Below are 22,240 nucleotides of genomic sequence, written 5' to 3'. Positions count from 1 at the left end.
ATTCCTAAGCGGAGACGAAAGGCCGGGACAAGATGAGTGGTTCGGAGATGAGGACGGCGGCGTACGGTCCGCTGCCCGCGGACACCACCGAGGACGTCCGGGCCCGCGGGGCCGGTGCGCCCGTCCAGGTGGCGGTGCTGCCCGTCGGAAGCTTCGAACAGCACGGGCCGTACCTGCCGTTGGCCACGGACACGCTCGTCGCCTGTGCCATCGCCCGGGAGATCGCCGAGGCATACCCGGTGCACCTCCTTCCGCCGGTGACCATCGCCTGCTCGCACGAGCACGCGGCCTGGCCTGGGACCGTCAGCATCTCCTCCGTGACCCTTCACGCGGTGGTACGGGACATCGCGGCGTCGTTGCGCCGCTCGGGCGTCGAGGCCCTGGTGCTGGTCAACGGACACGGCGGGAACTACGTCCTGGGCAACGCGGTCCAGGAGTCCTCCGCCCGCGGTGAGCGGATGGCGCTCTTCCCGGCCCCGGAGGACTGGGAGGCGGCGCGGGTGCGGTCCGGGGTGGAGACCTCGCTGCTGACCGACATGCACGCCGGGGAGATCGAGACCTCGATCCTGCTGCACGCCCATCCCGAACTCGTCCGGCCCGGCCATGAGTCCGCGGATTTCGTCGCGGACGACCGTCGCCATCTGCTCACGCTGGGAATGTCCGCCTATACCGATTCGGGCGTCATCGGCCGTCCTTCCCTGGGGTCGGCGGAAAAGGGGAAGGAACTCCTGGCGAGTTTCGCGGAGTCCTTCGGGACGTATTTCTCGCTGATGACCGCGGACAGCTCGAACACCCCCGGCGCCGACGGCACTTCGGAGGACGGCGACGCGGCTTCCGCTTCCGCGTAGGCCGGCTCGCCGGTCTTCTTCGCGGCGTCGGCGCGCAGGCCCGTGTACCAGCGGGCGACCAGGACGGCCAGGCCCGGCAGCGCGGCGACGAAGCTCAGCACGCCGTACACCACGGAGACCGCGAAGCCGGTGCCCGCGCCGAGGCCCGCGGCGCCGAACGCCCAGGCGGTGACGCCCTCCCGGGGCCCCCAGCCGCCGACGTTCAGCGGCAGGCCCATCGCGAGCAGCGCGAGGACCGCGATCGGCAGCAGGGCGAGCACGGAAGCGGTGGAGCCGGCGACCCGGGCGGCCACCACGAACATCCCGAGGTGCCCGGCCAGCACGACCAGGGACGACAGCGCGACCCCGGGGCCGTTGCGCCGGGACAGCAGTCCCTCGCGGGCCTCGGCGAGGAACGCGCGGATCCGGCCGCCGCGGGCCGGTCCGGCCGAGCCGTTCATCCGGACCGCGAGGACGACGGCGAGCGCGCCCGCCCCGGCCAGCAGGACGAGCGGGGCGAGATGCCGTACCTCGTCCCTGACCGGGGACGGCAGGGTGAGCAGCACCCCCGCTCCGGCGACGGCGAGCGCGATCTGCCCGGCCGTGCGCTCCAGGACGACGGCTCGCACACCGCGGCCGACGTCACCGGCGCTCTGTCCGTGCCGCACCGCGCGGTGGACGTCGCCGAGGATGCCGCCGGGCAGGGCCGCGTTCAGGAACAGCGAGCGGTAGTAGTCGGCGACGGCCGGGCCCAGCGGCAGCCGGATCCCCAGCCCGCGCGCGACCAGCGCCCACCGCCAGGCGCTGAACACGGTGGTGACGGCGCCGATGCCGAGCGCCACCAGCAGCGTCGGCCCGTCGATCCGGCGCAGTCCGTCCAGGAAGACGCCGGTGCCCATGCGCCACAGCAGGACGGCGAGGATGACGACCCCGGCGACCGTCCCGCCGTGGGTGCGCAGGGCGCGGGAGGTGAGCAGCCGGCGCAGTGCGGACGGCTCGGTCCCGGGCCGTCGTACGGCGTCGGCCGGGTCGGTCGGACCGGCCGTGTCGGTCCACGGCAGGGGTGCCGTCGGCTCGGCCCGGGCGCCGACCGTGTCGGCACTCATCACGCGCCGCCCTTGGGCCGGGCGAGGGCCAGCAGGTCGCTGTGGTGGACGGCGACCCGCAGCTCGCCGGCCGTGCAGGCGGCGAGCCGCCGCTCCAGGTACGCCTGGGCGCGCTCGGCGAGTTCGGGGCGCTGCTCGACGGCCGCGCCGACCCAGCCGCGCAGCCACTGGGCGGTGAGGGCGGCGTGCTCGGGGCCGAGCCGCCAGGCGCTGGGGTGCACCTTGACGGTGGCGCCGTGCGCGCCGAACGCGTCGCAGGCCACGCTCACCGAGTCGGGGCCGAGCAGTCCGCCGCGCCGCTGATGGTCGTTGAAGGCGGCGGCGAGTTCCTCGTCCAGCGGGTCGGGCGTGTCGAACTCGACGCGTCCGGCGACCGACAGGGTCAGCAGGGCGGGGCAGCCGGCGCCCGCGCAGGCGGCGGCGAGCGTCTCGACCTCCTCGCGGGTGAGGACGTCGAGCAGCGCCGACGCGGTCACCAGCGAGGCGCCGACCAGGGCGTCCGGGGTGAGCCGGGCGACGTCGCCGCGCCGGGTCTCCACGGTGACCCGGCTGCCGTCGGCGGCGGCGCGGGGCGAGGCGACGGCCGCGAAGTGCAGCAGGTAGGGGTCGCGGTCGTGGAGGATCCAGTGCTGGGGGCCGTCCAGCCGGGGGGCGAGCCAGCGGCCCATCGAGCCGGTGCCGCAGCCCAGGTCGTGGATGGCGAACCCGCCGCTGCGGCCGGGCAGGTTGGCGAGCCGGATGCGCAGCGGGTCGAGCAGGTCCAGGGCGCGTGCCGCCGCGTCGGCGGGCTCGCGCAGTTCGAGCCACTCGGGCGCGTACCGGGGCTGTTCCTCGTCGTCGGTCTCGCGCAGCCGGACGGTGGGGCGTTCGCCGGGGCGGGCCACGGGGCCGGCGCCGGCGATCACCTCGTCGGGATCCTGCGGGCCGGGCTGGCCCGGGATGCCGCCGATCCGGCGGGCCAGGTCCGCGGGGGTCGCCGTCGTCTTCCTCATGCCGCCCTCCGGGGCTCGCTGGGGAGCCGGCTCAGCACGCCGGCCAGGCTCTGGGCGGTGGACGCCCAGCCGTTCAGGGCGGCCCGGCGGCCGCGGGCGGCCGCCTTCAGCCGCCGTCGGACGTCCGCCTCGCCGAACCAGCCGCGCAGTTCGGCGGCGAGGGCGGCCGGGTCCTCCGGCGGGACGAGGATGCCGGGCACTCCGCCGTCGGGGGCGCGGCCGACGGCCTCGGGCAGCCCGCCGACGTCCGTCGCGATGACCGGGATGCCGCGGGCGAGGGCCTCGGTGACCGCCATGCCGTAGGTCTCGGCGTAGGAGGTGAGGACCATCAGGTCGGCGGCGGCGTAGCTGGCGTCCAGTTCGGCGCCGGCCTTCGGTCCCGCCAGCTCCAGCCGGTCCTCCAGGCCGTACCGGCGGATGAGGCCGCGCAGATGGGCGACGTACTCGGGGTCCTGGCCGAGGCCGCCGACACAGACGCAGCTCCACGGCAGGTCGGTGACCGTGGCCAGCGCCTCGATCAGCCGGTGCTGTCCCTTGCGCGGGGTCACGGCGGCCACGCACAGCAGCCGGGAGACGCCGTCGGTGCCCGAGGCGAGCGGGGCGATGTCGGCGCCGGGCGCGGCGACATGCACCTTCTCCGGGGCGAGGCCGTGGTGGGCGACGAGGCGGCGGACCGCCCACTCGCTGGTGGCGATCACCGCCGGGACCGCGCGGAGCACCTCGCGCTCCTTGGCGTCCAGTTCGGCCGCGACCTCGCGGGCGAGGCCGGTCTCGTCGCCGAGCGGGAGGTGGACGAGGACGGCGAGCCGCAGCCGCTCCGCCTCCGGGACGACGATCTCCGGGACGCCGCAGGCGACGAGGCCGTCCAGCATGACGGCGGCGCCGTCGGGCAGTTCCCGCAGGGTGCGGGCGAGTTCGGCGCGGGCGGCGGCGTCCGGGCGGGGCCAGGCGCCGGGCACCGGGAGCTTGTGGACCTGCCAGCCGAAGCCGGGCAGGTCCAGGCAGACGCGCCGGTCGTAGGCGTTGCCGCCGCTGGGGTTCGCCGGGTCGTCGAACCCGCCGGGCAGGACGAAGTGCACGGAGCGCAGGGACATGGGGATGATGTCACCCGTCTTGGGAACGGCCGCCTGGGCGGGAACGTACGCGAGCGGCGTTTTGACCAGGGTCACGTCGGTCACAGCGCACGCTCGTAACTCGCCCAGGCGATGTGCGACTCGTGCAGGGTGACGGAGAGCGCGGAGATGCCCCGGGCGCCCTCGCCGAGCGCGCCCTTGTGGATCCGCTCCGCGAGCCGGTCGGCGACGGCCTTCGCCAGGAACTCGGTGGAGGTGTTGATCCCGGCGAACTCCGGCTCGTTGTCGAGGTTGCGGTAGTTCAGCTCGCTGACGACCGCACCGAGTTCCTGGCTGGCGAGTCCCATGTCGACGACGATGTTGTCGTCGTCCAGCTCCTGCCTGCGGAAGGTCGCGTCCACCAGGAACGTGGCTCCGTGGAGGCGCTGCGCGGGTCCGAAGACCTCACCGCGGAAGCTGTGGGCGATCATGATGTGATCGCGGACGGTGACACTGAACAACGGACGACCCTCCAGGTGCGGCGCGTCTGGTCCTCCGGCACGGGACCGCCGGGGGATGCCGTGTAGTACGGCTCCCCGCTGCCCCGTGTTCAGCCGGATCTCACTCTTTTCTCAGGTCAGGCGCTCGTGTCGGTACACGGTCAGGCGCTCGTGCCGTAGCGGACGCGGTGGCAGAGGGCGGGGACCTCGCCCGACGCGAGCCGGGGCATCACTTCCGGAAGCTCCTCGAACGCGCTTTCTCCGGTGACGAGTGCGTCGAGCGCCGGATCGGCGAGCAGCTCCAGGGCGAGGGCGAGCCGGTCGGCGTAGGAGCGGTTGGCGCGGACCGGGGAGACGGTGCCGACCTGGCTGCTGCGGATGACGAGGCGTCGGGAGTGGAACGCCTCGCCGAGCGGGAGGCTCACCTTCCGGTCGCCGTACCAACTGAGTTCGAGGACGGTGCCCTCCGGGCTCAGCAGTTCCAGGGAACGGGCGAGGCCCTGTTCGGTGGCGCTGGCGTGGACGACGAGGTCGAGGCCGCCGAGCGCGTCCGCGGGCTGCGCGAAGCCGACGCCGAGCGCCTCGGCGACCTTCGCGCGGGCCGGGTCGGCGTCCACCAACTGCACGCGGACACCGGGGAAGCGGGCCAGCAGGGCGGCCACCGAGCAGCCGACCATGCCGCCGCCGACCACCGCGATCCGGTCGCCGACCAGGGGGCGCGCGTCCCAGAGCGCGTTGACGGCCGTCTCCACGGTGCCGGCGAGGACGGCCCGCGCGGCGGGCACGGAGTCGGGTACCGGCGTCACGGCGGCGGCGGGCACCACGTACCGCGTCTGGTGCGGATAGAGACAGAAGACCGTCCGCCCGACGAGATCGTCCGGGCCCTCCTCCACCTGCCCCACGTTGAGGTAGCCGTACTTCACGGGGGCCGGGAAGTCGCCCTCCTGGAACGGCGCGCGCATCACCGCGTGCTGGTTCTCGGGCACCCCGCCGCGGAAGACGAGGGTCTCGGTGCCGCGGCTCACGCCGGAGTACAGGGAGCGGACCACGACCTCGCCCTCGGCCGGGTCCGGCAGGACGACGTCCCGGATCTCGCCGCGTCCCGGCGAGCCCAGCCAGAACGCACGTGCCGCACGGTTCATCGACGTCCTCCTGAACGCTCCGCGAGTGGTGCACGTACCGAGGTGTGCACAGGCCGCGCACAGTACGCGGCCTTGATCGACTCTGTCACCTGGCCGGAGGATGTGCGGTGGCCCTGAACAACACTTACGACGCAAGGCTGGTCCAGCAGGAGACCGCTGTGGGAGCGGGCGTACAGATCCTGGTGCTGGCCCTGCTCGGCTCGGCGATCGGACTCGGGACGGCGGGCTGGATCACCGGCCTCGTCTTCGCGGTCGCCCTGTGGGCCTCGCTCTCCCGGGCACTGCACCGCTCCCGACTGCGCTCCTTCGGCCCGGCGAACCGGGTCACCCTGGGACGCGCCACGCTGGTCGGCGGGGTGACCGCGCTGGTCGCCGACTCCTTCGAGAGCACACCCCCGGTGACGCTGCTGGTCGGTCTGACCGCGGTGGCGCTGCTGCTGGACGGCGTCGACGGCAAGGTCGCCCGCCGCACCGGCACCTCGACCGCCCTGGGCGCGCGCTTCGACATGGAGGTCGACGCCTTCCTGATCCTGGTGCTCAGCGTGTACGTCTCGATGGACCTGGGCCCGTGGGTCCTGCTGATCGGCGGCATGCGCTACGGGTTCGTCGCCGCGGCCCGCGTCGCGCCGTGGCTGAACAACCCGCTCCCGCCGAGCATGGCCCGCAAGACGGTCGCCGCGCTCCAGGGCATCTGCCTCCTCCTGGCCGGCGCCGGCCTCCTCCCGCACGCCGGCAACCTCGCCGTCGCCCTGCTGGCCCTGGGCTCCCTCCTCTGGTCGTTCGGCCGCGACGTCCTGTGGCTGTGGCGCACGACGCACACCACACAGCCCGAGGACACGCTCCCGGTGGACACAAAGCTCCTCGAACTCGAACTCGCCTGACCCCCCACCCCATCGACTGGCCCGCACCGCACCCCGGGTACGGGCCAGTCGGCGGAACTTCGGGACTACTGGACAGTGAAGTTGCCCTACGTGAAAACCCAGTTGCGGTCCACGTGGGCGAGCTTCACGAAACGCCCCTTCTCCACCACCCAGGGATGCGGGGTACGAAAGCGTGTCAGGTTGTCCATGGACACCACCATCGCGTCGAGTTGATGCGCCACGTTCAGAACGGCCTGCGGCGAGGCCGAAGGGACGGTGACGATCAGCCCTTCCGCAACCGCCCGGTCCAACAGGTGCCGTTCGTCATATTCGACCGCATCAGCGACATCGGTTCCGATCACGGTGACGACGTGGCGCTCGGGGTAGCGACGTCTGACTTCCGACAGGGCCGCCCCCAGCAGACGCATGCTCGGCGGGCGGGGCGACGCGGCGGTCCTGCCTGCCGTCATGATGCCACGGCCGTCGACCACCAGGGCGGGGGCTCCCGCGCCCGTCGTCCCCTCGAGCGCGTCTTCTTGGTGTGCCGGGATCTCGGTCGGGTGTGAAGAGGGTGTGGTGCCCTGAACAGCCGGTTCCTCGATACGGCCGAGCAGTCGCTCCAACTCCCTGTCGATGCCCTGGGCGATGGGAGTGCCGTCCGGTCCGAAGCAGTCCAGTTCCTCGTCGAGAATGACGACCCCGGTGTGCCGGGCCTTGGCGTGCACCTTGAGGATGCCGCTGCGGTCGTAGTGGTAGTCGACGTCGAACACGTTGCTCGACGGATCGGCACTGGGCTGCGGGACGGGCAGTTCCAGTCGGGCGAGCGGAAACGTCCGCTCGTCGTCCGCGGCGCGCATCCCGTCGCCTTCGACGATCTCCAGGATCACCTTGGCCGCTCCGCGGACAGCGGGCATGGCACTGCGAGTGCCACGTGCGGGCAGGGTCGAATAGCGCGGAACCAGGGTGGCGAAGCCCCGTCGCCCTCCCGCGTCGAAGGACAGGCCGAGGTCGTGACTCGTCGCGACGGAAATGGTGGTCTCGGGGATGAGGCCGTCGATCTCCGCGGCCGTGATGGCGGCGCCCCTCGCCACGGCGGTCATCGGCTTGCACAGTCGCGCGTCGACGACCTCGCGCCCCAGGACCCGCTCGACTTCCCGGCGCACCAACGGGATCTGGGACGTGCCGCCGATCATCAGTACGGCGTCCAGATCCTGGGCGGTCAGCCCCACATCCTGCAGGCATTCCTCCAACGGCACCAGCGCACGGCGCACGAGCGGCCGTACGGCGTCCTCGAACTCGCCTCTGTGGATCACCACGGGAGGATGGCCGCCCAGCGGCTCGAACAACACCTGCTCGGTGTCGGGTTGCGAGAGCACGATCTTCGTCAGCTCGACGTGACGCCGCCACCGGCGGGCCTCTTTCCGGGTCAGTCTGTCCGGATAGCTGCCGAGCTTCGCCAGAGCCAGCTTCACGAGCTCCTCGTCGAACTCCAGGCCACCGAGCGCCGTGATGCCGCGTGACGCCACCTCGTCGAAGATGCCGTCGTAGTGCTCGAGGACGGTGACGTCGATCGTGCCGCCGCCCCAGTCGAAGACGAGGAAGCGTCCTTCTCCGGGAAAGTCGTGCGCGTAGCTGATGGCCGCGGCCGTGGGCTCGTTGATCAGCGCCTTCACCTTGATGCCTGCGAGCCGGGCAGCCGCTCTGGTGCGATAGCGCGCGGCACCGGTGGCATTCGCCGGCACCGTGACGACGGCTTCGTCCATTTCTCGCAGGTTCCGTCGTACGCCGACCCTCATCCGGTCGAAGAGGGCCGCGGCCACGGTGGTGCTGCGGAACGCCTCGTCACCGAGCCAGACTTCGTACTCTTCCGGAACCGTTCCGGCGGCGGCACCGGGCTCATCGCCTTCCATCGCCTTCGGTCGGGAGGCGAGCATACGCTTGACGGCGTCCTGCGGGTCCGCCGTCTCGCACTTGGCGGACCAGCCGAAGCACAGGGTCCGCTGTATGTCCCGCAACGAGACGACGGAGGGAAACAACTCGTCGAAGCCCGGCCTGTTCCATTCCGCCGGCAGGGCCGCGCTGTCCACCCGGATCACCTCGGTGGCGCTGCCGGTCCAACGGGCGACGACCGAGTTGCTCGTACCGAAATCGATGCCGTACGTCATCTTTCGTTCTCTTCCTCGGTGCTGCCGGGCACATCGGGATCGCAGGGCATCCGCTGCATCTCCCCGCGCTGGACGATCTGTCCCGTTCTGCCGTCCACGTAGGCGGGGGCGAGTACCTCGTAGGCGCTGCTTCCCCTGTGTTCGGCAGGATTGACCAGGTTGAAGGCGTCAGGGTCCGCGACCGTGATCCTCGTGAGGCCGGAGCGGCGCATCTCTTCCTCGACACGCAGCCGCACGGCCGTGACGTCTCCTGCCGTCTGAGCGGTACGGTCGATCAACGCCAGCTGTGCCAGGTGTTCTTCACGTACCCGCGTCGCGTTGAGCACAGCAGTACGCAGGGCCTCGTCCACCGCGGCCTGGACCGCATGCTGGACCAGAGTCCCCATCTTCCCCGCAACGGACTGTGCGCCCTCGATTGCCGCGTCGAGCTCGGCGGTGAGCCGACGGCTCACCTCCTGGGCGGCGCTCGCACCCGCCTTCATCGCCGCACGGTCCACCTTCACAGCGATCTTGTCGCTGAGGATGCGGAACATGACCTCGGGATCCGATCGCGGATCCACCGCTGTCGCGGCTTCCGTCGTGGTGCCGGCGCCCTGCACGGTGACCTCGGCAGGCGGGCGCTGTGCTCGTCGTACGGTGGAAGGGGCGCCCTGGGCCGGGCGAGGTGCCGGGTCCGCCTCGTCCCATGAACGGGCGCGCGCTCTCCCGGTCTTGGGCCTGTTGCGCACCCCCTCGAACGCTTCGATGCGTCGGGGCTCTGCCGCCGGCTTCTTCCGTGCTTTCTTCTGCGGGGGCATCAGTGGTCGGTCCTCAATCTCCCGGCACAACGGCCGATGATCTCCCGGGCCGCCTCGGCGGCGGTCCACGACTTCTCCTCGACGGTACTCGGATGTGTACGGCGCTCCAGCGGCCGCGGGCCGGGGTGGAGCAGCTCGGCGTGGTCGTCCGGCACCCACAAGAAGCGCTCGCTCACGGGGATCTCGTACAAGATCTCCGGCGTCTGTCCCAGGCGTTCTGCGGTCTCGATGCGCCGGATCCGGTCCTTGGCCCCGTTGATGTACTCGAGTTGCGCCGACGGTACTTGGCGCCGCAGGTCCCGCCATCCCTGACCCCACTCGCTGGAACCGTGCTCGACGCACAGGGCGAGGTAGGGGTTGAGGACATCGTGCGGCTTGCCCTTGAGGCGCAGCGCCTGGAGGAGCTCGCTCAGGGTTCTCAGACGACGCTTCTGCGGTCCGTCCACACCGCCCCGCCGCTTGCCTCCTCGCTTGAGCACGTCTTCGAGCAGGCCGACGGCCTGGTCGAGTCGATCCCGGTCGCCGGGGCGCGCGTGCAGGTAGGTCAGGTACGCCTGGACGGCTCGCGCCTCTCGATCCGCCGAGCCCGCGGCTCCCCGAGGTTCTGGATTGCGCAGGGCCGCCGCCTGCTGGAGAGCCGCACGCACGGCGGGTTCGACCTGCTCCGGCTCGCAGGCCATGGCCCAGTGCATGTCGTCGAGGATTCGATAGAGGCGCCGTGTACCGGCCCAGTGGTGGAAAGGCGTGGATCCGGAGATGAGACGGCCGGCGGGGACGCAGTCCTCCAGCAGGCCGAAGAGTGAACGGTCGCGGCCGAGACGCCCGTCCACGGGTCCACCTCGGCGCACGTGTCGCAGAGACCGGACGAGATCGTCGAGTTCCAGCGGGAGGTCCAGGTCCGCGTATGCATCGGCTTCGTCCAGAGCCGACACGTCTCCGGCCAGGAGGGCGGAGCGCAGACTCCACTCGTCATGGCGCCCGTCGACCGGGTCCACCGTGTCGCCCTCAGCCAGAGCACGGCGACACGCTTCGTCCCGCCAGTCCAGCGCCGCCACGTCGGCGTCGCTGAGCCGCCCCGGCTCCAGGCGCGCCGTCACGTATCGCACGCGCTCGCTCTGAGCGAGCCAGGTGTGGGGGGCTAGGCCGCGGGGGAGGCTGCGCCGGTCGATCAGGTCGTCGACCACGGGCAGGGGCAGCCTCTCGACGAGTCGCTGCCACGACTCGGTCGACAATGTGGCGCGGCCCTGTGCCTCGTGGGCCTCCAGATGCAGTTGCCATGCGTCGACGTGACCGGGTTGCGTGGAGGGTGCCGGCAGACGGCCTGAGCGAATCGCCTCGGCGCGCGAACGGTCCTCCTCGACGAGGACGGGGATCCCGCCGCTCGCCAGGTCGAGGAGGTACCCCAGGGCCGGCAGGGGCTCCAGGCGGCTCAACAGCACAAAAGCGTCGGCAGCCACCGCTCGCAGAGGTTCCGGGGCTTCCCCCGCCCTCGCCGCCACGCGATCGAGGAGATCCGGTGGTTCGCCGGCTTCCTCCAGGACGCGCCGCAGCACATGACTCACGCGCGTCGGCAGCCGTAGCGGCTCGGTAGCCGACTGCTCCGCCGCCACGGCACTGTGCCCCTCCGCGGGACGGCCGTCCCCCTGGGAGCAACGTCGGCCGCGCAGCGGAGCGCTGCTGCCGTTCTCGCGGGCCAGGCGACGCTGCTCCCGTCGCTGCAGTTCTTCATGCCTCAGCTTGTCCAGCTCCACCGAGGCAGCCGATTCGGTAGTCATCGGCGAATTCCTCCCCCTCTCCGCGCACGCCCGGTTCTCTCCCCGACCGGTCCGCACACGGTGAGCCGCCCTGATGGTAAGGCAGGAGTCAACCGCCTTCGTGGCCGTGCGTCACACGTCACCGGCGCACATGCCGTGCGGCGCCGGTCACGACCGGTACGGATTCGTCGTTGCCCCGTCACCCCACCCTCTTCCACTCACCGCACCGATTCGTCTTGAAGTACTCGCCCTTGTTGAGCGTCACCCTCCCCGGCCCCTCCAGGTTGTTGTTGGCGATGATCGCCTCGAACTCGCCGCTGGCGTCCTTGGCCCGCTCCCAGTAGCAGCCGAACTCGCCCTCGGGACCGGCCGTCTTGTACGTCCCCGGCTTGATGTCCTCGCCGACGAGGTACTCGCCCTCGCCCGAGAAGGTGGTCGCCGGGCCGGCCGCCTCGGTCTTCTTGGGCCGGGCCGTGACCGTCTCGGTGACGGTGGGCGCGGGCGCAGCCTTGCCCGGCGCCGTCTCGGTGACGGTCACCGTCGGCTGCGGAGCCGCCTTCGCGTCAGTGGTGCCGCCGGGCTCCGACTCGCCGCCGCCGGCACCTATCCCGACGCCGACGAACAGGGCGACGGCGGCGGTGGCGGCGTACTTGATGCGCTGCTTGCGGCGGGACGCGGCTCCGGCGGGGGACGGTCCGGTCGGCGGGACCGGCGCCGCGGGGCCCCAGGCGCCCTGAGGGACAGGGCCGGGCTGGGAGCCGGGGTGCGGGGCGGGGTTCGGGGTGTTCATGGTGCGCTCCGTTTCTGTTGTGCCCGACCTGTCGCACGGTAGGGCGCCGCTTCCGATTGGAAGCGTCCATAGGTAAGCATGCACCTGAAAGCACTGTCAATCATCTTCCCGCACTTGACGACCGTTGTAGGTTGTTTACGTCCGCCAGCGAAAGGCCCGCCTCGCCATGCCCCAGACCTCCGCCCAGGTGACCGCCGCCGAGATCTCCCGCATCGCGGGGGTCACACGCGCCACGGTCAGCAACTGGCGTCGTCGGCACGACGACTTCCCGGCTCCCTCCGGGGGGACGGACAGCAGCCCGCTGTACGACCTGGAGTCGGTGCGCGCCTGGCTCGCCTCACGCGGCCACGCATCGGCGGCGAGCCCGTCGGAGGAACTGCGCACGACCCTCCGTCTGCACGGGCAGGGCGGCACCGGCGCATCCGACCTGCTGCTCCTCGTCCTCGCGGCGGCGGCTCTCCCGTCCGAGGAACTGACGGCCGCCGCCCGGCTGTCGGACACCGACCTCGTCGCCCGCGCACAACGGGAGGCGTCCGCCGCGGCCGACACCGTGCCGGCCACGGACGAGGTGCGTTTCTCGGCCGGTGACGCGGCGGTGCTGCGCGCCCTGTACACCTGTGTACGCGACGAGGGAAGCCAGGCCGCGCTGGGTGTGCTGGCGGAGCGGGAGCTGGAGGACAGCGCCGCGTCCGGCGCGTACGCGACTCCCGAGCCGCTCGCGGACCTGCTCGCCCACCTCCTCCCCGGCACCCCTGCCGGGGTCCTCGACCCGGCCTGCGGCAGCGGCACCCTTCTCGCGGCCGCCGCCCGGCGGGGCGCCCGCGAGCTGTACGGCCAGGATCTGCTGCCCGTGCAGGCCCTGCGCAGCGCCGTGAGCCTGATGCTGACGGCTCCGGAGGCGACGGTCGCCGTGCGCGCCGCCGACAGCCTCCGCGCGGATGCGTTCCCCGGTCTGCTCGTCGACGCGGTGCTGTGCAGCCCACCGTTCGGTGTCCGGGACTGGGGCCACGACGAACTCGCCTACGACCCCCGCTGGGCGTACGGCGTGCCGCCGCGCGCCGAGTCGGAGCTGGCCTGGGTGCAGCACGCGCTCGCCCATCTGACGCCCGGCGGTCACGCGGCCCTGCTCCTGCCGCCCGCCGTGGCCGGCCGCGCCTCGGGGCGCCGCGTCCGGGCGGAACTGGTGCGAAGCGGCGCCCTGCGCGCGGTGATCGCCCTGCCGCCCGGCGCGGCGGTGCCGCTCCACGTGGGCCTTCAGATCTGGGTGCTGCAACGCCCCGAGCCGGGCGGCCCGGAGCGCAAGTCGGTCCTCTTCGTCGACACGGCCGCGGAGGCGGTGGGGCGCGACGGCACCGTCGTAGGCAGGCGCGCTCGGGGCGAGAATCGGTCCGCCGCCCCCGACTGGGACGGGATCACCCGGCGCGCCCTGGGCGCGTGGCGGGCGTTCACGGACGGCCCGGACACGTTCGAGGGAGAGCCCGGTGTCGCGTACGTGGCGGGCGTCGTGGACCTGCTCGACGACGTGGTGGACCTGACCCCGGCGCGGCTCGTACGGGCCTCACGGGCGGAGATCGACCCGTCGGAACTGTCCGCGAAGGTCGACGTCGCCCGTCGCGATCTCGTCAGGGCCGCGAAGTCCCTCACCCGGACGGCCGGGCACGAGGGCTGGAGCGCCGCGGGCGCCTCGGCCCGCGAGTGGCGCACGGCGACGGCGTCCGATCTGATGCGCGGCGGGGCGCTCACCCTGCTGCGCCCCCTGCCCGACACCGCACGCACCCGCGCGCAAGCCACACAGGACACGACCCGCGAGGACGCGGAGCCGGAGACCCGGCCGGTCCTCACCCACGGGGACATCGCGTCGGGCTCGGGCCCCACGGGAGTCCCGGCCGGGCCGTACGACGACACCGCGCCCGTGATCGCCGTCGGGGACGTCCTCGTGCGGGCGGTGGCGAGCGGCGACGGCCCGATGGCCCGGGTCGCGGGCGAGGAGGACGCCGGGGCACTGCTCGGCAACGTCCACCTCTTCCGGCCGGACCCGGCCCGCCTGGACCCGTGGTTCCTCGCCGGGTTCCTGGGCGCGGAGGAGAACATCGCGGGCGCGTCGACGGGCAGCACGGTCCTGACCGTCACCGCCGGCCGACTCCGTGTGCCGCTGCTGCCGCTGGAGGAGCAACGGCGGTACGGCGAGGCGTTCCGGCACGTGCACGAACTGCGGGCGGAGGCCCGGCGGGCGACCCGGCTGGCGGAGGAGACGGCGGGGCTGCTGGCAGGAGGGCTGACCGGGGGGCAACTGCTGCCGTCGCGTGAGGCGACCCCACGTCCGCCGCGCGGCCGCTCGTCCTCCTAGCCGGCCGGGGTCGCCTCTCGCCCGGGTTCCCCCCGTACCGCATACGAGCGCTGCCCTCCCCCGTACAACCCCCAGCTGTACGCCCGCGCCCGCGTAATTCACCACAGCATCGGCCGCCTGACGACAAGCTAAGGTTGCGCCCTCAAGGGGAGGACAGAGCGGCCGTCGTGCCACTCGCCGAATCAGCGCGCGGAGACGGCAGCAGGGGTGCCCGCGCCCCGCAGCTCAGCCGGCCGCGGAACAGTTGGGGGAATGCACCATGACAGAAGCCACGACGCACGCTGCCGGCACCGACAAAGACACTGACGAAGCCACAGACGCTGCCGACCGGAAGGTCGTCGAGCAGGAGCAGGCCCAGATCAGGGACTTCGTCAAAGGGCTGAGCGGCGACGACATCAAGTCCGGCAACTGGTTCACCAAGCTCGCCGCTCATGCCATGAACTCGTACACGGAGAAGGTCGACTGGCAGTACTTCCAGGACCGTTACGAGGGTGTGCCCGCCGACGTCATCGTGGATCAGCGGATCAAGATGGCGTCCCGGTACGCCGCGCTCGAAGGCGGGCTCTCCGCCGGTGCGTACACGGCGGCCGTCGTCGCCACCATCGGGAGCCTCGGAGGTGCCTCCCCGGCGACCGTCCCGGCGGCCGCGGCGACGATGATGGTCGACGTCGCCTTCATCTCCCAGCTCCAGCTCCGCCTGGCCTACGACATATCCGTCCTCTACCGCGTGCCGGTCGACGTGCACGACCCCGAGGACCTGTGGAAGCTCATCCGCGTGGCTTTCACCATCAAGAGCGGGGAAGCGGCCAACAAGACCGCGTCCAAGATGATCCCGGTCATGGTGCGACCGTTGGTGAAGCGCTTCTACTCGGGATCGGTGATCACCGCCGGAAAGGCGCTCCCCGTTGTCGGAAAGCACCTCCTCCAGCGCAACGTCATCAAGATCGGCATCCCTCTCGTCGGCGTCCCCCTCGCCGTCCTGCTGAACCGGTACACCACGCTCGTCGCCGGTCGGCATGCGCGTGCCGTGTTCCGGAACGAGGCGCGGGTGATCGAACTCGCCGAGCAGCTGAGCGAGCGCAGCCGGCACCCGCAGTTGATGCTGTGGGTCGCGTGGCTCGTCCTCAGGGCGAACGCGAAGAACAAGATCGCCGATGACGAGGCGCTGCTGATGCGGCATCTGGTGCGTCTGGTCCGGGAGCAGCACGAGGTGGTCGACGACAGGTTCGCGAACGTCATCGACATCGACCCCGCCGAGGTGTGGAAGCTCGTGGACGCCGAACCGGGCGATCTCGACGACGTGCTCGACGCGGCGGAGCGCGTGGCCGCCGTGGACGGTGCCGCCGGCTCCCGTGAGAAGGCGATTCTCGCGGAGCTTCGGGAGCGGTGCCGCCGGGACTGACGTCGGCATGCACCGGGCTCTCACGGCACTCCTGCGCTTGGGCCCGGCAGGTACGTATGGAACGCGGCAGTACAGGCGTCGCTCCTGGTGACACACCCGGCCCGGCCACGACGCCGACCACATGCACACACCGCTTTCCCCTCCCCACCGTGCCGCGGGGACCAGTGAGTTCGCCATGTCGTTCACATCGACCCCGCGGGGCGCCCGGCCGACCCGGCTGTTCGTCGCGCACTGCCTGGACACCTGGGGTCACCCGTACGACAGCGAGGTCGACGAGACACTGACGCTGATCACCGCCGATCTGAGCGCGAGCGTCGTACGGCACGGGCGTGTTCCCGGAAGGGACTTCCACGTGCGGCTGACCGCCGGGGCCAACAGTGAACTGCGCCTGGAGGTGTCGGACACCCGGGGCGAGCGCCGCCCCACCGTGGTCCCTGCCGCGGATCCCGACGCCGAGTCCGGCCGCGGGTTGCTCATCGTCGCCGCCCTCGCCGCCGGCTGGGGCGTCACCGACCGCCGCGGCGGCCCCGGCAGGACCGTGTGGGCGACCTTGCACACGGGCCGGCCCCCGACGGGATGACCGCGGCGAATACGCGAACCGATGTCAGCCCTCCCGGCTACGCTGAGCCACGAAAATTCCGCTCGCGGTCGGATGCATACCGAGCGCGAGCGGAACGTCCACCACACCTACGCGATAGGTTTTCCATGCCCGGCCGCCTCCTCGAACTGCACGTCGAGAACTTCCGCAGTCTGCGCGATGTGACCGTGCCGCTCGGTCCCCTCACGGTGCTGGTGGGCCCCAACGGCGCGGGTAAGTCGAATGTGCTGAAAGTGTTCGACCTGCTCGCCGACATCATCCGCACAGACCTCCAGCCTGCGCTGGACTCCCGCGGCGGCTTCGACGAGGTGGCCTTCTGGGGCGGAAGCAGACCGCCGACCTCGATGCGCATCCAGCTCAAGGCGACCTGGACCAGCAATGCCTCGCTCAACGCACCGGACGAGTACAACCTCGTCATCCGACGGCGCTCCCTGCCGTCGTCGAACCAGGAGAGCAGGGGGACCCGGTACACCCTGTCGCGTGAGGAGATGTTCGCGTTCAAACGCAAGCAGGGACGCGGCCGTCGCATCAGGATCTCCGGGGAAGAAGCACGTGTCGTCGACGAACGGGCGGGACAGACGAAGGACAGCGGCAACTTCAGTATTCGGAGGCTGAGCAGCGGCCTGTCCACGCTGCCCCGGCTCGGTCCCGCTGACGGCGGCGATGAGGTGACACGGGTCGCGGACCGGCTGTCGTCGTTCCGGGTGTTCGACGTCGACGTGGTGGCGGCCCGGCAGCCGACCCGCCTGCGGGGCGCGCGCTTCGCCTCGCTCTCCCCGCACGCCGAGAACCTGGCCGCGTTCCTGATCCACCTCAGTGGCCGCGAGGCGATCTGGGACGACTTGGTGGCCGACGCCCAAACCGTTCTGCCGCAACTGGAGAACATCGAGTTCGAGGAGGTCGGCGGCTCCACGGACCAGTTGACCGTCGTGCTGCGTGAACGCGGCCTGCGCCGACTCACACCGCTCGCCGATGCCTCCTACGGCACGGTCCGCCTGCTGGGCCTGCTCGCCCTGCTCTACGACCCGAACCCACCGGCGTTCACCTGCATCGAGGAGATCGACCACGGGCTGCACCCGCAAGCCCTGGAACTCGTCGTGCAGCGGCTGCGTGAAGCCGCCGAGCGGACGCAGTTCATCGTGGCCACCCACTCCCCGGCGCTTGTCAACCGGCTGCGGCCGGAGGAGTTCGTGGTGTGCGACCGCGACGACGACGGCGCGTCGATCATCCCCGCACTGACCGTCGACGAGGTGAAGGCGATCGTCGAGGAGTCCGGCGGACAGCCTCTCGGGGAGCTGTGGTTCTCCGGTGTTCTCGGCGGCGACCTCACCGGAGGTGAGCTGTGACCCCGGGCAGGCGACAGAATGGCGGGCGCACGACCAAGGGCCAGGCGCGGGGCGTCGTCGTGCTGGCCGGTGAGGACCAGAACGACTGCCGGATCCTCGCCGAACTGATACGGGCGCACCGGCCCGATCTGAACGAGACCGCCAAGCTCGTCCGCATCAATGACCCGGTGCGGCTGCGCAGGAAATCCGGCCCGGAACTGGCCGCCGCTGTGAGGACCCTGGCCGGCAAGGCGCGTGCGAGGGCCCTCCGCGAGCGCGCGGAGCTGGTCGGCTTCGTCGTCCACGAGGATCTGGACGGGTACGTGGACGCCGGCTACGACCGAATCCGCAAGGCCCTCGCCGACGAACTGACCCGCCAGTGCCCGCATTTCCGCACCGCTCTCGCGCTCGCCTCCTGGGAGAGCGAAAGCTGGCTGCTGCTGTTCCCGGACGCCTTCCCCCATGTGCGTCCGCGCTGGAAGGTGCCCCCGCGGCTCCTGGACAAGGACACCGGGCGCATCAGGGACGCCAAGGAGGAGCTCAAGCGTGGGCTCGGCCTGCCGGTGTTCCGGGAGAGCGACGGACCGGCGGTGGCACGCGAGGCGAGGGCCCGGCGGCTGATTCCCTCCCCGCGCGGCAGCAACCGCTCGTACGACGACTTCGTCGGGGACCTCACAGCCTGGGTCTGACCCACACGCTCATCTCACGCGCCAACCGTTCCATGAGCTCTGCCAGAGCATCCCTGCCATGCGTCACCAGCCGTTGACCGGGCCCTCGCGCCCGGCCTGATCATCCTGTACCGGCGGCCCCTGCTCGGCTCGTGGCGCCGCGAGCCGAGTGGCGACGGAGGCGAGCCAGCCGCTGGGACTGTACGGGGCCGGAGGATCGACCGGTATTCCCAGTTCGGCGACGGCCAGGGCGTAATCGGACTCGCCGAGGAACTGTCCGAGCTCCGGGAAGCACGCATGTCACTCCCAGTGGGTCGTCGGCACGGCGGGCGGCGGAACCGCCCCGTCACGCTGTGCTTGATGTGGTCGGCGATGCAGTGGAGCCCGTTGCTGGATCTCACTCTCCGGCAACCCGGTGTCGCCGATGAAGTAGAACTCCCCCAGCCGCAGGCGCAGTCGCCCCGGCGGGGTGCTCGGCGTACTCGCGCAACTGCCGTTCGGCGACGGCCAGCGCCCACGGGCGGGTGTGCCAGGTGTGCCGCAGGTAGGCGGTGAGTGCATGGCTCGGGCGCTCTGGTGTGTCGTCTGCCTGCTGTCCGGCGTAGGCGCGGATCACCTGGTCCAGTTCGCGTAGCGACAAACGTGTTCTCGGGGGCTCAGGGGCACAGTTCAGCCTCTACGGGTCGCTACAGGTAGATAAGAAATGTGGCGTGTACGGCGAAGCCGTGCGGACGGGACGCATCCCGTCTCAGCACCACGCGGGCGGCCCGCGCGTCGACGGGCTCCCGCCCCGCGAGCATCATCGCCTGGAGCAACACCCGGCCGACCGGCTCGACCCGGGACGGCCAGGATGCCTCGACGGTCAGGCGGGGACACGTGGACCGGGCCAGCCAGCGGTGGATGATCTACCCGTTCGCGGTGACGACCTGCTGGGAGGCCCATTGGGCGGTTCCACGGTCCGGGTAAGTCGAAGTGGCCGTATGTACAGGGCGTTTTTCAGGCACGGTGACCGCCCTGCTCGACATGGGGTGCACGGATGTGGCCTCGGACGTCGTCAGAGGCTTCCGCGTCTTTGGGGCCTGGATGCGCGAGTGCCTCACCTCGCCCCGCCGCCCCGGCGAGGACAGGACATCGATCGAGCGAGCCAGGGCCCCCGCACCGATCGGATCATCGGCATACCGTCGTACTTGCACGGGACGGACCTCGTCCAGAAACACGTTCTCGCGCGCCAGGACGAAACCCATCGCGAGCAGGGCCGCCCGGCCGTTTTCTGCACGGGCAGCCGAGCCCGTTCATCCAGGAGCTGATCAGGGGCCGGCCGCCGGCCGTGGCATGATCGGCCCTTGGGGCACGAGGAAGGGCCGCCGGGGATCCTCCGGCGGCATCCTGCGGGTCGCGAGCACCGGATCGGGGGGCGGCAGGTACGGGGAGAGGGCGGCGTAGACGGTCGCCGCGTCGGCAGGGCGGTCCTCGGGGCGTTTGGCGAGCAGTGTGTCCAGCAGGTCCTGGAGCGCGGCCGGTGTCTCGACACCGCGATCGGCAGGCCGGGGCGGTGCCGCGGTGAGGTGCTGGGTCACCAGCTCGGCGGGCCCCTCCCCCAGGAACGGGGGCCGGCCGGTGAGCATGTGGTACAGCAGGCATCCCACCGCGTACAGATCGCTGCGGCCGTCCAACGCCTTTTCGCCGACCAGGAGTTCGGGCGACGCGTAGGCCACGTTTCCGAGCGTCTCGCCCGTCATGGTGAGCTGCGGGTCGGTGTCCGAGAGAACCTTCACAAGACCGAAATCGAGGATCTTCACCAGGCCGTCGGCACCGACCATGATGTTCTGGGGCTTGAGATCCCGGTGTACGAGGCCGACCGCGTGTGCGGCGGACAGTCCTGAGCACAGTTGCGCGGCGGCGGAGACCGCGGCGGACACGAGCAAATGTCCGTCGTCGGCGGCGTCGACGACGTTGTCGAGGGTCGTGCCGTCGACGAGCTGCATCACCAGGCAGCAGACGTCCTCGGTGACGGCCGCGTCGTACACGGCCGTGATGTTGGCGTGGTCGAGGCGGGCAGCGGCTTTGGCCTCCCTCTCGAAGCGCGCCAGGGCGGTGCGACGCCATTCGGGCACGGCCAGAAGATCCGTGGCCACGGTCTTCACGGCGACAGGACGCTCCAGATAGACGTCCGTCCCCCGCCAGACGTGCCCCATGGCGCCTCTGCCCAGAATCCCGTCCAGCCGGTATCTGCCGCGCAGAACCTTGCCCACGGCGAACTGCTCCACGATCGCTTCCTCCGATGAGCGCCGGCGGTGATGTCGGTGCGCGGGCCGCCCGGTCGACAGGCCGGCGTCGACGGCTCGCGCCGGAGAAGTCAATCAGTCCGACGCACCAGGAGCTACGGCAGGGACCCGGAGCCGTCCGCTACACCGCGCCCGCCGCGTCGAGAAGGCGCACCAGGTCCTTCCTGCGGTAGCCGAGGAGGGCCGCGCGATGGGCGGCGGTCAGCAGTAGGTGGGCGACGATCTGGGCGTCGTAGCCGTTCCTGTCGCTGTCGAGCCGTTCGCCGGGGTCCTCGATGCCGAGGCTGTTCATCACCAGGCCGTGCTCGCGGCGGATCTCGCCGACGGTGTCGGACACCGCGTCCAGGAGGGTCCGGCCGGGCCGCTCGCACTTCAGGGCGAAGCCGCCCCGGTCGACCGGTTCGCAGCCTCCGGGCGGCCGGGTGCGCAGAGTCTCGTACCGCTCATGCCCGAAGCCGACGTCGTCGAACTCGTCGTGCAGCAGGGCGAAGCGGTGCAGGCGAGGGGTCGGTTGCCGTGGTGGGGCATGTTCTCGGTACGCGTCCTCGCGGACCGGCCGCCGCGCGAGGCCGGTGTCGGTTTCGGTTTCGGTGTGGGTGTCCCGGTCGGCGGCCGTTCCGTCGGTGTGCCGCTGGAAGTGCAGGCCCATCTCTCTACCCCCGTGGTCGTCAGGAGCGGGAAGCTCCCGTCACAGGGGCCAACGGCCCGCGTCCTCCTGGCGTGCCCGCCGACGGATCTGTCATCCGATCGTGTGAATGCCGCACTGCCCCGCGGTTCGACGGTTCGACCTCACAGAAGCGGCTTGGCCCCCGGCACCCACTCGAAGCCGAAGCCGTACGCCTGGTCGATGAGCTGCTGGTTCGACATCCGCTGGTCGGCGGTGAACCAGCGGACCTCGCGCCGCAGGTCCAGGGTGTCGCGCCCCGGCGTCAGCAAGGCGATGGCACATGAGGTGGCCCCGGCCGGTGAGTCGTCCAGGTGGATCCGCCAAGTTCCGCTCGGCGCACCGATGGTGACGACGCCTCCGAGTGTCCGGAAATCAGCCGCGCCCTCGTAGATGTACACGTAGACGAGGAGCTTGGTGAACAGGTGCCGGTTCTCGAGGCTGATCCGTAGTGTCTCGCCGTCCGAGGTCTCGCCGGTCCGGTCGTCCTGGTCGAGGCTGACGTGGGGCCAGCCGTCGAGGTCACCGAACTCCGCGCCGAGGGGCTGTACCGCCACGCCCATTCCGTCGTGGGTGAGAACCATGCAGCCCAGATCGAGATCGGCCTCGGAGGTGACCGACCAGTTGAGGTTCACCTGGAGGACGCCCCGCCCCGCGATCTCGGCCCGCGGTGTCTGCCGGGTGAGCTCCACCGTGCGCGTCCGCGGCGCCGGCTCGCGCGCCGTCCGACGCTCGGACTCGACGGGTTCCGCGCCGCCGGTCAGTCGGATGACACCTCGTCGTCTGCCGTCACCGCTCAAGGAAACCCCCTGGGTTCAGCCCTTCGCATGACCGTTTCATGTCACGCCGTCCGCCGATGAGATCGTCGTCTATTATGGCGCGGCTGGTGAAGAAGATGTGAAAGTCTCCATCAGTTCGTTCTGCGCAGCAGGGGGCATGCGCCGCTGGTCCCGGACCGACCCGCCG

General features: G+C 71.4%; 18 protein-coding genes and 3 pseudogenes. 7 read left to right on the top strand and 14 right to left on the bottom strand.

What is annotated here, in order from left to right:
• Positions 1-32 precede the first annotated feature (32 nt).
• A pseudogene (locus tag G6W55_RS12160) lies at positions 33-692 on the top strand (creatininase family protein); the annotation flags it as partial.
• On the opposite strand, the gene G6W55_RS38605 reads toward G6W55_RS12160, so the two are convergent.
• The 5 genes from G6W55_RS38605 to G6W55_RS12140 all read right to left on the bottom strand — a co-directional run bounded on the left by G6W55_RS38605 (position 665) and on the right by G6W55_RS12140 (position 5,619).
• On the bottom strand, positions 665-1,933 hold the full coding sequence (locus G6W55_RS38605) for a lysylphosphatidylglycerol synthase transmembrane domain-containing protein (protein ID WP_254876205.1): 1,269 nt from the start codon (positions 1,931-1,933) through the stop codon (positions 665-667). The pseudogene G6W55_RS12160 and the gene G6W55_RS38605 overlap by 28 nt on opposite strands.
• Entirely contained in the window at positions 1,933-2,925 is a 993-nt protein-coding gene (locus tag G6W55_RS12155; protein WP_175520831.1) for an SAM-dependent methyltransferase, read from the bottom strand. The genes G6W55_RS38605 and G6W55_RS12155 overlap by 1 nt, the downstream gene beginning before the upstream one ends.
• Positions 2,922-4,103 carry a glycosyltransferase family 4 protein gene (locus G6W55_RS12150; RefSeq protein WP_175520830.1) on the bottom strand — a complete coding sequence of 394 codons (1,182 nt, stop codon included), beginning with the start codon at positions 4,101-4,103 and terminating at the stop codon, positions 2,922-2,924. The genes G6W55_RS12155 and G6W55_RS12150 overlap by 4 nt, the downstream gene beginning before the upstream one ends.
• The gene (locus G6W55_RS12145) at positions 4,100-4,498 is read right to left on the bottom strand and encodes a 6-carboxytetrahydropterin synthase (protein ID WP_030789380.1); all 399 of its coding nucleotides are present in this window, start codon (positions 4,496-4,498) and stop codon (positions 4,100-4,102) included. Before G6W55_RS12145 ends, G6W55_RS12150 begins: the two co-directional genes overlap by 4 nt.
• 140 nt (positions 4,499-4,638) lie before the next feature.
• A complete protein-coding gene (locus G6W55_RS12140; RefSeq protein WP_175520829.1) occupies positions 4,639-5,619 on the bottom strand; it encodes a zinc-binding alcohol dehydrogenase in 981 nt (326 codons plus the stop codon).
• A gap of 107 nt (positions 5,620-5,726) precedes the next feature.
• On the opposite strand from G6W55_RS12140, the gene G6W55_RS12135 reads away from it, so the two are divergent.
• Complete coding sequence (locus tag G6W55_RS12135) at positions 5,727-6,500, top strand: CDP-alcohol phosphatidyltransferase family protein (RefSeq protein ID WP_175520828.1); 774 nt, start codon at positions 5,727-5,729, stop codon at positions 6,498-6,500.
• 86 nt (positions 6,501-6,586) lie between these two features.
• On the opposite strand, the gene G6W55_RS12130 is transcribed toward G6W55_RS12135, so the two are convergent.
• The 4 genes from G6W55_RS12130 to G6W55_RS12115 all read right to left on the bottom strand — a co-directional run bounded on the left by G6W55_RS12130 (position 6,587) and on the right by G6W55_RS12115 (position 11,985).
• A complete protein-coding gene (locus G6W55_RS12130) occupies positions 6,587-8,644 on the bottom strand; it encodes an Hsp70 family protein (protein WP_175520827.1) in 2,058 nt (685 codons plus the stop codon).
• Entirely contained in the window at positions 8,641-9,441 is an 801-nt protein-coding gene (locus tag G6W55_RS12125; protein ID WP_175520826.1) for a hypothetical protein, read from the bottom strand. Before G6W55_RS12125 ends, G6W55_RS12130 begins: the two co-directional genes overlap by 4 nt.
• Positions 9,441-11,192 carry a hypothetical protein gene (locus G6W55_RS12120; RefSeq protein ID WP_175520825.1) on the bottom strand — a complete coding sequence of 584 codons (1,752 nt, stop codon included), beginning with the start codon at positions 11,190-11,192 and terminating at the stop codon, positions 9,441-9,443. Before G6W55_RS12120 ends, G6W55_RS12125 begins: the two co-directional genes overlap by 1 nt.
• A 202-nt stretch (positions 11,193-11,394) precedes the next feature.
• A complete protein-coding gene (locus G6W55_RS12115; RefSeq protein ID WP_254876204.1) occupies positions 11,395-11,985 on the bottom strand; it encodes a hypothetical protein in 591 nt (196 codons plus the stop codon).
• 166 nt (positions 11,986-12,151) lie between these two features.
• Here G6W55_RS12115 and G6W55_RS12110 point away from each other — a divergent pair, with 166 nt between their 5' ends.
• The 5 genes from G6W55_RS12110 to G6W55_RS12090 all read left to right on the top strand — a co-directional run bounded on the left by G6W55_RS12110 (position 12,152) and on the right by G6W55_RS12090 (position 18,346).
• Complete coding sequence (locus tag G6W55_RS12110) at positions 12,152-14,332, top strand: N-6 DNA methylase (RefSeq protein WP_175520824.1); 2,181 nt, start codon at positions 12,152-12,154, stop codon at positions 14,330-14,332.
• 259 nt (positions 14,333-14,591) lie between these two features.
• Positions 14,592-15,734: a hypothetical protein gene (locus G6W55_RS38600; RefSeq protein WP_254876203.1), complete on the top strand. Its 1,143-nt coding sequence runs from the start codon at positions 14,592-14,594 to the stop codon at positions 15,732-15,734.
• Positions 15,735-15,909: 175 nt separating this feature from the next.
• Positions 15,910-16,314: an ATP-binding protein gene (locus G6W55_RS12100; protein WP_175520823.1), complete on the top strand. Its 405-nt coding sequence runs from the start codon at positions 15,910-15,912 to the stop codon at positions 16,312-16,314.
• A 125-nt stretch (positions 16,315-16,439) separates the two neighbouring features.
• Entirely contained in the window at positions 16,440-17,678 is a 1,239-nt protein-coding gene (locus G6W55_RS12095) for an AAA family ATPase (protein WP_175520822.1), read from the top strand.
• The gene (locus tag G6W55_RS12090) at positions 17,675-18,346 is read left to right on the top strand and encodes a hypothetical protein (RefSeq protein WP_309243692.1); all 672 of its coding nucleotides are present in this window, start codon (positions 17,675-17,677) and stop codon (positions 18,344-18,346) included. The genes G6W55_RS12095 and G6W55_RS12090 overlap by 4 nt, the downstream gene beginning before the upstream one ends.
• Before the next feature lie 63 nt (positions 18,347-18,409).
• Here the strand turns inward: G6W55_RS12090 and G6W55_RS39535 are convergent.
• From G6W55_RS39535 to G6W55_RS12075, 5 genes and pseudogenes are all read right to left on the bottom strand, one after another.
• A pseudogene (locus tag G6W55_RS39535) lies at positions 18,410-18,991 on the bottom strand (hypothetical protein).
• 20 nt (positions 18,992-19,011) lie between these two features.
• A pseudogene (locus tag G6W55_RS38590) lies at positions 19,012-19,350 on the bottom strand (RNase A-like domain-containing protein).
• A 282-nt stretch (positions 19,351-19,632) separates the two neighbouring features.
• Positions 19,633-20,592, bottom strand: coding sequence for a serine/threonine-protein kinase (locus G6W55_RS12085; protein ID WP_175520821.1), 960 nt, complete (start codon positions 20,590-20,592; stop codon positions 19,633-19,635).
• A 139-nt stretch (positions 20,593-20,731) separates the two neighbouring features.
• A complete protein-coding gene (locus tag G6W55_RS12080) occupies positions 20,732-21,259 on the bottom strand; it encodes a hypothetical protein (protein WP_175520820.1) in 528 nt (175 codons plus the stop codon).
• A 140-nt stretch (positions 21,260-21,399) separates the two neighbouring features.
• The gene (locus tag G6W55_RS12075) at positions 21,400-21,966 is read right to left on the bottom strand and encodes a tellurium resistance protein (protein ID WP_309243691.1); all 567 of its coding nucleotides are present in this window, start codon (positions 21,964-21,966) and stop codon (positions 21,400-21,402) included.
• Positions 21,967-22,240 lie beyond the last annotated feature (274 nt).

Origin of the sequence: Streptomyces sp. CAI-85 (assembly GCF_013363615.1) — a bacterium.
Classification (GTDB): domain Bacteria; phylum Actinomycetota; class Actinomycetes; order Streptomycetales; family Streptomycetaceae; genus Streptomyces; species Streptomyces antibioticus_B.
The sequence above is the reverse complement of the archived record's forward strand: the minus strand, read 5'-3'. Positions and strand labels throughout refer to the sequence as shown.

What these genes read in the sequence shown, in the direction of transcription:
- G6W55_RS38605 (WP_254876205.1), bottom strand. Translation starts at nt 1,933, where the DNA reads ATGAGTGCCGACACGGTCGGCGCCCGGGCCGAGCCGACGGCACCCCTG.
- G6W55_RS12155 (WP_175520831.1), bottom strand. Translation starts at nt 2,925, where the DNA reads ATGAGGAAGACGACGGCGACCCCCGCGGACCTGGCCCGCCGGATCGGC.
- G6W55_RS12140 (WP_175520829.1), bottom strand. Translation starts at nt 5,619, where the DNA reads ATGAACCGTGCGGCACGTGCGTTCTGGCTGGGCTCGCCGGGACGCGGC.
- G6W55_RS12130 (WP_175520827.1), bottom strand. Translation starts at nt 8,644, where the DNA reads ATGACGTACGGCATCGATTTCGGTACGAGCAACTCGGTCGTCGCCCGT.
- G6W55_RS12125 (WP_175520826.1), bottom strand. Translation starts at nt 9,441, where the DNA reads ATGCCCCCGCAGAAGAAAGCACGGAAGAAGCCGGCGGCAGAGCCCCGA.
- G6W55_RS12115 (WP_254876204.1), bottom strand. Translation starts at nt 11,985, where the DNA reads ATGAACACCCCGAACCCCGCCCCGCACCCCGGCTCCCAGCCCGGCCCT.
- G6W55_RS12110 (WP_175520824.1), top strand. Translation starts at nt 12,152, where the DNA reads ATGCCCCAGACCTCCGCCCAGGTGACCGCCGCCGAGATCTCCCGCATC.
- G6W55_RS38600 (WP_254876203.1), top strand. Translation starts at nt 14,592, where the DNA reads ATGACAGAAGCCACGACGCACGCTGCCGGCACCGACAAAGACACTGAC.
- G6W55_RS12100 (WP_175520823.1), top strand. Translation starts at nt 15,910, where the DNA reads ATGTCGTTCACATCGACCCCGCGGGGCGCCCGGCCGACCCGGCTGTTC.
- G6W55_RS12095 (WP_175520822.1), top strand. Translation starts at nt 16,440, where the DNA reads ATGCCCGGCCGCCTCCTCGAACTGCACGTCGAGAACTTCCGCAGTCTG.
- G6W55_RS12080 (WP_175520820.1), bottom strand. Translation starts at nt 21,259, where the DNA reads ATGGGCCTGCACTTCCAGCGGCACACCGACGGAACGGCCGCCGACCGG.